The organism is Nostoc sp. (genome assembly GCF_036918245.1).
Classification (GTDB): domain Bacteria; phylum Cyanobacteriota; class Cyanobacteriia; order Cyanobacteriales; family Nostocaceae; genus Nostoc.
This window is the reverse complement of sequence record NZ_JBALEF010000104.1, coordinates 1-12,420: the sequence shown is the minus strand read 5'-3', so window position 1 is coordinate 12,420 and position 12,420 is coordinate 1. Positions and strand designations below refer to the sequence as shown.

General features: G+C 45.5%; 11 protein-coding genes and 3 pseudogenes. 8 read left to right on the top strand and 6 right to left on the bottom strand.

What is annotated here, in order from left to right:
- Window positions 1-35: 35 nt before the first annotated feature.
- Window positions 36-137, top strand: a pseudogene (locus V7L12_RS30585) (transposase); the annotation flags it as partial.
- Here the strand turns inward: V7L12_RS30585 and V7L12_RS30580 are convergent.
- Window positions 125-266 (bottom strand): annotated as a pseudogene (locus V7L12_RS30580) (winged helix-turn-helix domain-containing protein); the annotation flags it as partial. The pseudogenes V7L12_RS30585 and V7L12_RS30580 sit on opposite strands and share 13 nt — an antisense overlap.
- A gap of 219 nt (window positions 267-485) precedes the next feature.
- Between V7L12_RS30580 and V7L12_RS30575 the strand changes: the two are divergent.
- A complete protein-coding gene (locus V7L12_RS30575) occupies window positions 486-779 on the top strand; it encodes a hypothetical protein (RefSeq protein WP_335090147.1) in 294 nt (97 codons plus the stop codon).
- Between the two features lie 281 nt (window positions 780-1,060).
- Here the strand turns inward: V7L12_RS30575 and V7L12_RS30570 are convergent, their stop codons facing one another.
- Complete coding sequence (locus V7L12_RS30570) at window positions 1,061-2,641, bottom strand: group II intron reverse transcriptase/maturase (RefSeq protein WP_335090145.1); 1,581 nt, start codon at window positions 2,639-2,641, stop codon at window positions 1,061-1,063.
- Window positions 2,642-3,736: 1,095 nt separating this feature from the next.
- On the opposite strand from V7L12_RS30570, the gene V7L12_RS30565 reads away from it, so the two are divergent.
- From V7L12_RS30565 to V7L12_RS30550, 4 genes are all read left to right on the top strand, one after another.
- Window positions 3,737-4,138 (top strand): four helix bundle protein, encoded by a 402-nt coding sequence (locus V7L12_RS30565; protein WP_335090144.1) that lies wholly within the window; start codon window positions 3,737-3,739, stop codon window positions 4,136-4,138.
- A 315-nt stretch (window positions 4,139-4,453) separates the two neighbouring features.
- Window positions 4,454-5,464, top strand: coding sequence for a tyrosine-type recombinase/integrase (locus V7L12_RS30560; protein ID WP_335090142.1), 1,011 nt, complete (start codon window positions 4,454-4,456; stop codon window positions 5,462-5,464).
- Between the two features lie 3 nt (window positions 5,465-5,467).
- Window positions 5,468-5,935 carry a hypothetical protein gene (locus V7L12_RS30555; RefSeq protein WP_335090140.1) on the top strand — a complete coding sequence of 156 codons (468 nt, stop codon included), beginning with the start codon at window positions 5,468-5,470 and terminating at the stop codon, window positions 5,933-5,935.
- Window positions 5,936-5,937: 2 nt separating this feature from the next.
- Complete coding sequence (locus tag V7L12_RS30550; protein WP_335090139.1) at window positions 5,938-6,633, top strand: hypothetical protein; 696 nt, start codon at window positions 5,938-5,940, stop codon at window positions 6,631-6,633.
- Window positions 6,634-7,041: 408 nt separating this feature from the next.
- Here V7L12_RS30550 and V7L12_RS30545 read toward each other — a convergent pair.
- Together V7L12_RS30545 and V7L12_RS30540 are read right to left on the bottom strand one after the other, a co-directional pair.
- A pseudogene (locus V7L12_RS30545) lies at window positions 7,042-7,529 on the bottom strand (IS5 family transposase); the annotation flags it as partial.
- Window positions 7,530-8,626: 1,097 nt separating this feature from the next.
- Window positions 8,627-9,501, bottom strand: a protein-coding gene (locus V7L12_RS30540) for an IS630 family transposase (protein ID WP_335090137.1) whose coding sequence is annotated in 2 segments (ribosomal slippage) — window positions 8,627-9,169 and window positions 9,172-9,501 — 873 coding nt in all. Because the reading frame shifts where the segments join, the coding sequence is not laid out codon by codon here.
- 282 nt (window positions 9,502-9,783) lie between these two features.
- Between V7L12_RS30540 and V7L12_RS30535 the strand changes: the two genes are divergently transcribed.
- On the top strand, window positions 9,784-10,680 hold the full coding sequence (locus V7L12_RS30535; RefSeq protein ID WP_335090135.1) for an AraC family transcriptional regulator: 897 nt from the start codon (window positions 9,784-9,786) through the stop codon (window positions 10,678-10,680).
- Between the two features lie 71 nt (window positions 10,681-10,751).
- Here the strand turns inward: V7L12_RS30535 and V7L12_RS30530 are convergent, their stop codons facing one another.
- Window positions 10,752-10,874, bottom strand: a complete 123-nt coding sequence (locus tag V7L12_RS30530) for a hypothetical protein (protein WP_335090133.1) — start codon at window positions 10,872-10,874, stop codon at window positions 10,752-10,754.
- Between the two features lie 18 nt (window positions 10,875-10,892).
- Here V7L12_RS30530 and V7L12_RS30525 point away from each other — a divergent pair, with 18 nt between their 5' ends.
- Window positions 10,893-11,951 (top strand): hypothetical protein, encoded by a 1,059-nt coding sequence (locus tag V7L12_RS30525; protein ID WP_335090131.1) that lies wholly within the window; start codon window positions 10,893-10,895, stop codon window positions 11,949-11,951.
- Window positions 11,952-12,179: 228 nt separating this feature from the next.
- On the opposite strand, the gene V7L12_RS30520 is transcribed toward V7L12_RS30525, so the two are convergent.
- Window positions 12,180-12,420, bottom strand: a 241-nt coding sequence (locus V7L12_RS30520; RefSeq protein WP_335090129.1) for a hypothetical protein, incomplete at its 5' end; no start/stop codon positions are given.

The following is a 12,420-nucleotide window of genomic DNA, read 5'->3' as shown; positions in this document are numbered from 1 at the left end:
AATACACCATAAGCAGTATATTTACATAGTTGCTTATGGTGCGAAACTCTTACCCCACAGACTTAACTGATATGGAGTGGGAAATCCTAGCTCCCTTGATTCCAGCAGCTAAATCAGGAGGACATCCGCGCGCAACTTCTGGGTCGTTGGGGTTGGATTCTACCTTTGTCCGCTTTTCTAGAGATATGCACATCTACCACACGGGTGTCTGCATGAAGTTCTGGTACAAAACCCCACAATTGCTGTAATATTTCTAAGCGGGAAAAAATATTGACGTACAGTCACGATTAAAAAGCGATCGCTTGCTTATAAAAGCATCTGCACGAAAAAGAAAATTGTATCGAAAAAGATAAATTCTTCAGCAAGGTACTCGTATTTTCAATCTTATTTGGTGTACCTTGTTAATTCCGTGCAATCATTAACACCTAACTTCTCCTAACTTTACCCATCCAAATTTTGAACCAATGCCTTCGAGGGAACAGCCAATGAAAACTTCTAATGATATAGAGACGAAGAAGATCATCAAAAAACCGTCTAAGCTGACTTTGAAGGAAATGAGGGAAATCCAAGACGCAGAAGACCAACTTCTTCAAGCTAATACTGACAAATATACAGCCCCTGTGGTTGAGGTTGAGGAGAAACCAGTAATCATAATAGAACCTAGAGTTCCTGACTATATTCCATTGCTTGATAATCCTCCGGTACAGTCTGTTGGCAACTCTGGCTGGCAGATTTCTGATGTCTGGCGGGATCTGCGCGTGGATAGCTTCTCGAATTAACCCGGAACTAAGGCAACCGCCTGAGCAACTTTTGTAAACTATCTTTGCACTCAGTCAAAGCTATAGTTGAATCGTGCTTATAATAAGTTACGGCTAACTATAACTATAAGTTAGCACCATGGAAGTGTGTATTGCTGAATTACGCATCAAAAGCGATACCAAAGACAAACAAAATTTCTCGGCAGCGCAATAGTTGGTTGAGTCGATGGGGAGTATTATCTCCCGCACCTCTCAGTTAGATCCGTACTTGTGACTTTCATCACATACGGCTCCCGATGTTCTTAGCTTACGCTTTTGCTCATGTGCTTGTAATCGTGACAACTTTCGTGGATTGCCTCTAGATTATTCTTTTTCCAGTTGGCATGATTTTCATCAATGTGGTGCAGGTGTACCCGTCCCTCATCAATGAATCTCAACCCGCAGGAAGCACATCTATAGTTTTGCTTCTTAAGAGCAATAGAAGTTTCGCCGTCGTAGAGCTTACTATTGCGTTCGCTCCAGTAGGCTGTATCTCCGTCATAGGGGGATTTTGTACCCTGAACCATGACGTGTTTATTTTCGGAGGTAGGAACCGTTGGAAATGCTTTCTTTATGAGCTTTTCGCTCGAATAGCGGTTTTGCTTTGTTTCCTTGTTAAATACCGTGTATGCTCTGTGGCTCATAAACCAAAGCGAATGCTTTGACCCGTTCATATCACAATGCTTGTGGTAATTTCTCCAGCCTCTAACTATCGGGGCTAATTTCTCAGCTTTAATGATAGAACCATAATTCGAGTTGTTGACGACGTGTTTTACTTTCTTACGGAATGCTTTAAAGTTATCCACTGAGGGAGTACTTCTAAGCTTTCCATTGCTCTGAACTTTGAAGTTCCAGCCAAGGAAATCAAACCCGTCTGTCGTGGCGGTAACTTTGGTTTTCTTTTGGCTTACATTCATCCCGCGAATACGGAGAAATTCGGCGATTCTTTCAAGTATCTCTGTCGCATCATCTTCGGGACGGAGTATAATAACCATGTCATCCGCATAACGGATTGATGGCTCGGCAATGCTCCCTATAGAGGTCTTGTTTGTTATTCTTTTGCCGCGTTTATACTCTAGGTGGTATCTGTGGATACTTTCAATCCCGTTGAGTGCGATATTGGCTAGTAATGGGCTGACTACTCCCCCTTGAGGTGTACCCTGTTCGGGGAATTGTGGGTTAACTCTTGCCTTGAGGCATCGGAAAATACCGAGTTTTAAGCCTTTGGGGGCGATGAGTTCGTCCATGATTGTTGAGTGGTTAATCCGGTCAAAGCATTTTTCGATATCGAGTTCGATTATTCGTTTATCTATTCCGTTGGCGTAGGAGCGTAGGTTATTAAAGATGTACCTTTGTGCATCATGGGCAGAGCGCCCAGGTCTAAACCCGTAACTCCTAGCGTGGAAAGTTGCTTCGTGGGCGGCTTCCAGAGCATATTTTGCAAGGCATTGCCAAGCTCTATCCGCTATGGTTGGTATTTTAAGCATTCTGGTAGTCCCGTCCTTTTTGGGGATGGAGATTTCCCGTAAGCCTTGATGTTTCCAATCTCCGCTATTCACTCTTAACCATTCTTCCAGGTGGAAGCGTTCGCTAAAGGTGAGGAATTTTTTACCATCGATACCAGCCGTCTTTTTACCAGCATTTAACTGAGATACTTGTCTTATTGCAAGAAATCGAGCCGAGGTAGATTTTAGAATAAGCTTTTGGAGTGACCGAGCTTTCCGCTTGTTTCCAACTTGAACCGCTTTGTACACGCGCTTTTGAAGGCGGAAAAGGTTACGGCGGAATTTCTTCCACGGTAGAGCTTTCCAAGATTCACTAGTTTTGTAACTGTGTCTAATCATTTTCTCTTCTCTAGTTAATGTATTCTGAACACCTCAGACCAATTACGGTCTGTCCTACCCGACTTGTGAGAGTTCCGTATCCCGTCTTACCTACCTGGGGTTCGACTTCCCCAGGACTCACAACTCGTTTTTATTCGTTCCCTCGGTGAGATTGATTGTTCCGTTAGATGTAGCCAATTCAACTACTAGATTCCCTGGACTCTTGCCGTTTCTAAATAGAATGTACGGCGGGAATTATCTCCAGTATGGTCAGGGGTTTTTGTGTTACGCCCTGCCTCAACGTAAGTTGCTTTTCTAGGCTCTGTTTCATCTTGGGAACTCCCTATTAGCGCCAGTGTCAACCCGTAACGGCTGTCTGATTGCGCCCTGTTCCCAGCTTCACTCTGCAAGAAACGAGCTTGTTCGGTGTGGGCAGATAAGGAGTCAATTCTGAGTCTGAATGGTAGGGCTTACACCTACATCAAACCGAGAGTTCAACCTTTAATGACAGTAATCTGCTGTCAGGTTGGATTAGTTATGTACGGACTTACACCGTGATTCACTAATCAACGAATCGCACTCTATTCCGTTGCCAACATGCACCCTCCGCTTGAGCATGTGTGACTTACACCATAAAGTGACCGTTTTTTCAACCATAAACTGTCCGTAAGGAAGGCTGAAATACTTGATTTGTCGTAGTGCGATCGCTCTGCGAATATAGGTTTTGAAACCATAACGTGACCGAAAATTCAGAAATAAAGCATAAACTGACCGAAAATATCTATATTTTTGCAGCTTGAAAAACTTGAAACTACTAAATTTACGTATCAAAGCCCAAAAAGAGCAGGTTTTAAAGCTCCATTTTCAAGCATAAGCTGTCCGTCGCGGACAACTTATGGTGTAAGTCACAGCATGTTGGTGAAAGTGTAGTGTCTGGGGGTTCGTGTGTTTTTACCGTAGTTTATATCGGATAAAAGATAAGGGTTACTTATTTTGTATCCGCGATCGGGTATGATGGTTGAAGTCGGAAGTCGGAAGTCGGAAGTCGGAAGTCGGAAGTCGGAAGTCGGAAGTAAGAATAAATAAAGATAAAGATAAAGTACAGCGGGTATAAGTATGGATAAAGACATTAATATTACTGACAGGAGTAAAGCGTTTGCGGTCAGAATCATTAAGGCTTGTAGCTTTCTTGATGAAAAACCGGGGGTTTGCCGCACGCTATCAAAGCAACTGTTGCGTTCTGGTACAAGTATTGGTGCTAATGTGCATGAATCTCGTTCGGCTCAGTCTGATAAAGACTTTTTGCACAAAATGGAAATAGCACTCAAGGAGGCACGTGAAACTGAATATTGGCTAGAAATTTTAATTGAATCTGAAGTTGTTGATAAATCTAAATTTGACCCATTACTTAGAGAAGCTGATGAAATAGTCAAGATACTCGTTGCCTCTACACGCAAAATAAAGAATAGATTAAATGAGAATAAATTTTTAAAGTTGGATGCCACAGAGCGCAACTGAAACCTTAGTTATTTAACTCAAAAGCCAGTTTCTCATCACTATTTTCTGCTTCCGACTTCCGACTTCCGACCTCCGACTTCCGACTTCCGACCTCCGACTTGCGGAAGACTTCCGACCTCCGACTTCAACTGAGTTGCTTCTACTGGCAAAATTAAACAGAGATTAAATGGCAGCAAATCCAACGGCAGGAGGATGAAGGCGGCAAGCGAGAATTAATAGTTTAACTCCGAATAGAGAATAAATATATTTTCATAACCTTCAGCGATAAGACAATTACTTCCGACTTCCGACTTCTGAAGACTTTTGAACAAAAGAATGAACTATAACGCAGATTCGTTACCTCCTATCAAACTCATTCCCCTAAACGCTGAAACTGCATCGCTCTCTGGGCGCACGGCTAGTACAAGACCACCAACCGATATTCGGTGGGTAAAAGTTTTGGAATTTTTACGCAGCAACAATCTCGCACCCAACAGCCGCAAGCTTTACGAACGAGAACTCAAAAGGTTTTTGGCTTGGAGTGAACTACATTATCATGAACTGCGTCCACGTCACCTTGCGCTATATAAAGAATATCTCCGTGATGAAATACTTACTGATGCTGGTAAACCGCTTTCTAAAAGCAGCATCAATGCAGGAGTTGCAGCACTCAAAAGCTTTTTTAAATGGATGTGCTATACGTATCCTGATATTATTGCTACCTTACCCACACTGGGGATTAAACTGGAAAAAGTACCACTGCCACCAGCTCAGAGTTTAACCCCAGAACAAATGGAACAGGTTTGGTCAGCGTTGGAATTGTTGGGAGAAACAAAGCAACGCGATACAGCACTGGTTCACATTCTCAGTCATGGACTGCGTGCTGGAGAAGTTGTACAGCTAAATGTTGGCTCATTTGATGGCAAGCTGCTATTTTTACCAGACACCAAAACCAATGAACCACGCTTAGTTCCACTGCGAAAAGAGAGTCGGGAAGTTTTAGCAGAGTATTTACAATTGCGCTCACAGCAAGGAGAGGTGTTAAACAGCGACTCCCCACTGATGATTTCACACCATGCTTCATACAAAGGTGAACGCTTGAGTTATCACGGTATTTACTTCGCTGTAGAAAAAATTGGTGAAATAGCTCATATTGAGGATTTGCACCCTCACTCCTTTCGACATACTTACGCTACTGACTTATTGCTATTGGGAGTTGACCCCAGCCATGCACGAAAATTAACAGGACATCAAAGCGAGAAAGCGTTTCGGCGCTATACCCTTCGCAGTGAGCAAGAAGCGGCGATCGCTGCTTACTATCGTGCAATCGGAGAGGAAGTAGAGTAAGCTATGCCAAAGCCACTCGATCCCAAGTGTCAGTTATGCGCCAAATTACCAACAACTCAAGCTAAAGTTTTACATGGAACAGCAGGGGACGGGTGTTGGAATCCAAAAGTCTGTCACAATCGCCGTTCGTTTTACCGTAATCGTTGTGAGAGTCATTCAGCAGAAATTGATTCAGTAATAGTCGAACCACCAGCAACATATTTTGCAGTGCTGTATTTGTATAAAGAACCAGGGGATAAACCATTACATGCCTTGGGTGCAGAACTCTGGCTAGGGCAAAAACCTGTTTGCCGCTTAGAACCAATTCACTGCTTTGGGTTAACGGCGGGTAAAATACGCACTTATACAGATCAGGTGTTACAGGCTTTTGCATCTCAATATAGTGTTTCACTATATCTTTATAAGGATATGTTTGAGATTACCTCAAGCTACTGCCCAGTACGACCCTGCCCGTTACATCCAGAATCCTAGAGATGACCACATACCGCCAATTAACCATCTGGGATGTATTAGATGAGTTGTCTGAATCTCCAGCGACATCAACACTAGTACCGATGTGGGAATGTTTAGATGCGGAGCTAGAAAATTTACCCTTGGAGGCACAGTTATTAACCGCAGCGCTTGCCTTCAGTCAAATTGCGGATATTCTTAAGTCTCGTGCCGAAGTGCTATTGCAAGATACCCGCAATCTCAATAACCCAAAGGGGCCAATTGTTAGCACCGATCTCTTTGCTGGTCTAGTGCGGACAACAATGCATCTGGATTTAGATGATTTGATTGAACCGCAAACACCACAAACCTTTAAACCACACGGCCCACACCAATTTTCATATCCTACTGAGTTGGGTGATTCTGTAGTAGCACCTGTTGAAAAAGCGAATGTTTTGGCAATGCTCAATGAGGTGACAACTTTAGAAGATGTCCGCAATTTGGCATCAGATGAGGATGTGGAAAAATGGCACAGCGCCATCGCTAACCATCTGATAAATGTCAAAGATGAGATTTCTTTAGTTAAACTGCAACGTGTGTTGCAAATGCCGATGGTAGAAGTATGGTTGGGATTATTGCTGGGTGGGTTTACATTAGAACAGCGTGGTGATTTTTATCACAATCAAAATGTCTGGGTGAAAAGCTCTCCAATAATGACCAGCAACATCCTTGAGGGATGAGGGTCAAAGAGTCCAAAAAAGCGGATAAAATCAAGCTAGTCTCTGCTGAGGACGAGAACATAAAAAATTGCGGCTGCTCCTACTGTCACTGTAACCGTAAGATGAGCAAAGCAAAGAAAGCTCCGCAAAGACATCAGAAGTCAGAAGTAAAACAGGCTTTATCCCTGGTTTTGAGACTTAGTGTATGTACTTCACCTTCTTTGAAATCTGCTGTAATTATTTAGTCTAGATTTTAGCTTGGTGTCAGCGTTAATTCTTCACGCTTAGTGAAGTTAACAATTTTCACCAAATGCTAATTTAAATAACTTTGGGAATATAGCCGTAGCCAGTACAGTTAGGACGTAAACTAGACAAGTGTGTTTCCTTCCTCAATCAGGACTGACTAAGAGCTGATTCGTAAAGTAAATGTTAAATAGCTAATCGCCTGACCATGAGACGAAGCAAAGAACCATAAATCATCGCTTCACTCACCTCGGAATACACCTCATAATCTTTGCTCAACCGCCGAAATCGATTCAGCCAGCCAAAAGTGTGCTCAACAATCCATCGCTTGGGCAACGCAAGGAAGGTGTTGGAGGTTCGTTCAATCACTTCCACCCGTACTTGCTCACCACAGACCTGAATAACAGCATTGGCAAAGTTCTTGCCAGAATAACCTTGGTCTCCCCAGATCACTTTTAATTTGGACAATTTTTCCTTTGCTTCATCCAGCACAACCACTGCCCCTAATCTTTCTGAGGCATTAGCTTCGGTGACGAAAACCCCAAGTAACAATCCTTGAGAGTCTACAACGATATGGCGTTTACGTCCTTTAACCTTCTTGCCACCATCAAAACCGTAGACCTCCCCTCTTTTTCCGTTGTCTTTACTGATTGAGAATCAGCGATCGCAGCGGGATAAGGGTTTCAGATTCCAAACCACGTTTTCATCAAACCGCTTATATATGCTCAGTTTTACCGTTTTTGCCAAAATTTATCTAGGCTCTTATTTTGGCAAAGCTATTAATAATACTATATTATTATGCTTTCCTGCATACTTATTACTGAGGACTGTCGATGCTCCCATCCCTTCATCCGGTCGTAGCCATGACGATGTCTGCCGTTACCTCCGCGCTCCTCGTCCTTGCTCCCGTCGGCTCGACCTTAGCCGAGAGCTCAGGTAGTGAAGGCTCCAGTAGCCCCTGCCCGCCTCTCGTTACCACATGCCCTTATGACATCTCCCGCCCAGGTTGGTTCGCTGGTATTCAGGTGATCCAGTTTGCACGGCTCCCCAACCCCGCAGATCCAAGCTCCCTTGCTCCGTCACCAGAGCGACCAGACACCAACATCTATCTAGTCGGGAACATCAGTACCCCGTTCTCCGCCCAGCAGAGAATTCCTAGTGGTGCGGTAGTACCAGCACACGACAGTGTGTGGTCGGTGTACACGGCGACCTTCTATAACGGTTTCGGCTACTGGGTAGTGCCTGGCCCCACGGCATCGATCTATACCGTCCGAACCCGACCCCAACCCGCTAATAGCATTGCTGGTGCCCCGCTCGCCTACCAGATCCGCCTTGGTCAGCGCTGGGTCAACCTGAACAACGCCGCTGTCATCCTCTATGGGGTGCGAACTGGTCAACTGCGCCTTATCAAACTTGGCTTCGGGGGCGCGGGCTGGTTCATCTTTCCGCAACAGCGAGATTGACGCCAAAGGAACGTAACAGATTTATCTGGTCATTTAGATCGCCGCGGTTATTTGAGTTACGACGCTTACCTTGGAAATAAAGTTTTTAATGAGTATTACGGAGGGCGATACAAAGGCTTTTCTATTGGCATCACCGTGCCAAAACGGGAAAATTGTACGCTAAGGCTGTAACCCTTACTGTATAAGCATCCTGTCAATCGATATTTTTGGCAATTCTCAATGTACCAATTAACCTATAGATTATTTGGTGCAACAATTTAATACGGCATAGCAGGGGTTTGAAGCTCCTATAGCGATAGCCAGATGAGTTAGGATGCCTTGCGTAAAACAGATTCCATAGCTTCTCGAAGAGTGTCAAACTGCTGGAGTTGTTTGCGAATTCGACTCTTGAGCCATGACCAGCATTTCTCAATTCGGTTGAGGTCTGGGGAGTAAGGTGGCAAATACAGGACTTGACAGCCAGCCTCTCGAATCAACTGTTCAATACGTCCACCTTTATGAAAGGTGGCGTTGTCCATTGTTACAACCTGCCCTGGTTTAAGTACAGGTACTAAGCAAGTTTCCAACCAGGTCTCAAACACATCTCGATTACAAGAACCCTCAACTGTGAAGGGAGCCATCAACTGTTGATGACACAATGCCGCAATCATATTTACTCGCCCTTGGCGTCGCCCAGACTTGAGGGCGTGAAACCTTTCTCCTCGCTCATTCCAGCCATAGCCATAATCGTCTCGATTATCCATGCCAGACTCATCAACATAGACAATTTCATCGGAGTTATGCAGAGCTATCTGAGCAATAAACTCTTGCCGTTTAGACTCGCAGCGTTCTTGATAGCCGTAGGTCTTTTTTTTCGCGTGAAACCGATTTTCTCTAAGGCACGGGATATCGTGCGGGCACTAATTTCGCCCTCCCATAGTTGTGCCATCTCGGCTTGAGTTTGATCCCCATGCACTTTCACAAAGGCTCGAAATTTCTCCCAATCGATAATTTTATGGCTGTGACCACCAGACTGATTCCGCTTTGCCTGAAAATCTCCAGTTTCTGCAAAGCGTTTCAACCATAGGTCTATGGTGTTTCTACTGATGTTAAACAGTTCACTCGCTTCACTTTTCTTCAACCCGTTCAATTTGATCGCTTCAATCACCTTTTGCCGGAAATCGTAACTGTAGGGGTTTGGCATTGCTTAGTCAGTCCTAATTGAGGAAGGAAACACACTTGTCTAGTTTACGTCCTAACTGTACTGGCTACGGCTATAAATGTATAAATAGATGCCTATTAATCCTAAGTATCAGCATATCTCTTCGGTAAAATCGTCATCGAGCTGGCGTAATGTTCTTTTCGTAAAGAAAAGATGTTGACCTAAAGAGGGTTGACCTGAGATGAACTCATGTTAAAAGCTAAGAAAATCAGAAAGCGTTTTTTCCCCAAGCTGTGAATGAGTGAGTAGGTACAGGCAAATTCTATGACAAACACCCTTCTTAAACCAAGTGAGCTGAACCAACGACTCCAGAGAACGCTGACCTTATCTAGTCGGCAGATGGGCTGGAATGGCATCCTGGTTGAGCAGCATGACTATACTTCAATTCCTGGCAAAATAGAAGAAATAGAACTGCCTGCTCTGTCCGATCATTGGCTAATCTTACCGATGGGGCATCCCACTTATCTGAGCCAGAAATCTGACGATCGCTGGCACGAATCAATCTTTCAAGAAGGAGATAGCCTCTTGGTTCCGGCTGAACAGTTGAGCTACTGGTGTTGTCCAGGAAGTGAGGCTGTCCAAACGGAACTCAACATTCATTTACAGCCAAAGCTGGTCGAACAAGTTGCCCAAGTGTCCCAAATCAATACAGCACGGGTCAATTTGGTCAACCATTTCGGTCAGCAAGACTTGAATCTTCAGCAGATTACCATGCTACTTTTAGCTGAGGTGAAATCAGGTGGCATGATGGGGCGATTATATGTTGAATCTTTGTCTCAAGCATTAATCATCCATCTCTTGCGGCATTATTCTGAGAATGCACCAATCATTGCACCTGAGAATAGAAGCTTAACTCATATCCAGTTGCAGCAAGCGATCGACTACATTCACACTCATCTCGATTGCGATTTGTCACTGGTTGAACTGGCAAATGTCGTTAATATCAGCCCCACTTACTTTGCCAGTTTGTTTAAACAAGCAATGAAAATCTCGCCGCATCAGTATGTGATTCAACAGCGGGTGGAACAGGCAAAAGTGATGCTGTCGAAAACGGACTTGACGATCGCGGACATTGCTTTACAAGTCGGCTTCTCCAGCCAAAGCCATTTGACGCAACAGTTTAAGCGCCTGACTGGAATCACCCCCAAGCAGGTTCGCTAACCCCATAAGAATCTGACAAATCATTGTAAGAATCTGAAAGAAGTTGAGCGTTGGCACTCATTACACTCAAGTTAGATCAGACGAGAATCCAATGCAGCTTGCACTCCTCGTACAACAACATGATTGGCAAGCGATCGCAGTAAACAGGTAAAACGCCAACAGCTTGCAAAGGTACGCTCGATTGTATATTTCATTCACTCATTCATTGCATTATGAAAACCAAAGAACCAACCATTGTTTTTGACCAAGAACGCGCTTCTAACTTGATGACGACAGCACAGGTACTTTTCGCCGGGGGATCGGGCGTCGTGGGGCGCGCCGCTGTCAGGTGGTTTCGCCAGAGGCATCCCGGCATTCCAGTGCTCATCGGAGGACGGAACCTGCAAGCGGCAGGCGAAGTCGCCCAGGAGGTGGGCGCTGCCGAAGCCGTTGCCATAGATATTGATAAGCCCCGCTTGGGCCTCGGTGATGACGTCGCCATAGCTGCCGTGGTGATGTTGGCTCCCGAAGCTGGGCTTAAAGGCATGAGCTACGCGCAGGACTTGGGCGTCCCTTACCTGAACATCAACACTGGCCTCACCGAACTCGGCCCCGAGTTGGCGCTGTTCGCGCATCGTGCGACCGCAGCACCCGTCGTGGTCGCCAGTCACTGGATGGCCGGTGCGGCCACGTTTCTGGCGCTGAACAGCGCCAAAGGCTTTGAGAGCATCCAATCCATCAGGATCGGAGCAATCCTCGACGAGAAGGATACAGCTGGTCCATCGTCGCTCGAAGACATGGAGCGGGTACACGAGTTGGCTCCCGCCGCACTGGTATTCGAGGGTGGGCGGCGCATATGGCTGTCCGGCGACGCCGCAAAGGGCAAGGTCGAATCAGTCGACGGTCGATCGCTCGATGCCACCGCATTTTCCTCGTTCGATATCGTGAGCCTCCATGCCGCCCCCGGAGCGTCGGATGTACGCTTCGACTTGGTGACCGACGAATCGTCCAGCCGCCGCCGGGGCGGTGAGGCGGCTCACGAGATCGTCGTCGAGATCGAGGGCGAGGCCGATGGTCGAACGAAGCATTTGCGATCAACGCTGGAGTTCAAGCATGGCGCATGCTCACTCACGGGTTTGTGCGTCGTTCTTTCTCTGGCGTCGGTATTGGGACTCAATGACCGTTCTCCTGCCCGCCCTGGGCTTTACCTACCCGAACTACTCTCGGATACCAAATGGTTTCTGGATGAACTCCGCAGTGCGGGAGCGACTATCTACGAAGACTCTAAGTAACCTCTTCGACCAGATGGCAAGCGCTCGGCTTATCAATACCTTCGCCAATTTCCGAGGCTGATTCGCTGTCTCAAATTCCGAACAATCCGATTGGCTTATATCTAGGGGCTTCCAGCCCTTCGTGCGCCATCTTGTCGCACCCAAAAAAGGTTTTTTATACGAATCGAAAAATTCAAGTGCCTGAAACGACGATTTTTCGTTTAAACTAGATCAAAACTAGCAGCATAATCATAGTTTTTCACCAAAAAAGCGCTTCTTGAAAGGCTTATCTCGTCTTACTTTCAGCCAAGCGAGTACAATTAACCCGGTTTGGCACGATGATGCCACTATCAACGAGAGAATGGGGCTTGTAGCGTAGTAGACTGTCCAATATTGGCGGCTATTTAAGGACACTCCCCATGACCTACTCAGATTTATTCTTGAACCGATAAGCCATTCCGGCATGGCTACTCTACCAGACGCTCCGCGA

Coding starts and splice junctions, on each gene's coding strand:
- V7L12_RS30575 (WP_335090147.1), top strand. CDS start 486: ATGAAAACTTCTAATGATATAGAGACGAAGAAGATCATCAAAAAACCG.
- V7L12_RS30570 (WP_335090145.1), bottom strand. CDS start 2,641: ATGATTAGACACAGTTACAAAACTAGTGAATCTTGGAAAGCTCTACCG.
- V7L12_RS30565 (WP_335090144.1), top strand. CDS start 3,737: ATGGATAAAGACATTAATATTACTGACAGGAGTAAAGCGTTTGCGGTC.
- V7L12_RS30560 (WP_335090142.1), top strand. CDS start 4,454: ATGAACTATAACGCAGATTCGTTACCTCCTATCAAACTCATTCCCCTA.
- V7L12_RS30555 (WP_335090140.1), top strand. CDS start 5,468: ATGCCAAAGCCACTCGATCCCAAGTGTCAGTTATGCGCCAAATTACCA.
- V7L12_RS30550 (WP_335090139.1), top strand. CDS start 5,938: ATGACCACATACCGCCAATTAACCATCTGGGATGTATTAGATGAGTTG.
- V7L12_RS30535 (WP_335090135.1), top strand. CDS start 9,784: ATGACAAACACCCTTCTTAAACCAAGTGAGCTGAACCAACGACTCCAG.
- V7L12_RS30530 (WP_335090133.1), bottom strand. CDS start 10,874: ATGAAATATACAATCGAGCGTACCTTTGCAAGCTGTTGGCGTTTTACC.
- V7L12_RS30525 (WP_335090131.1), top strand. CDS start 10,893: ATGAAAACCAAAGAACCAACCATTGTTTTTGACCAAGAACGCGCTTCT.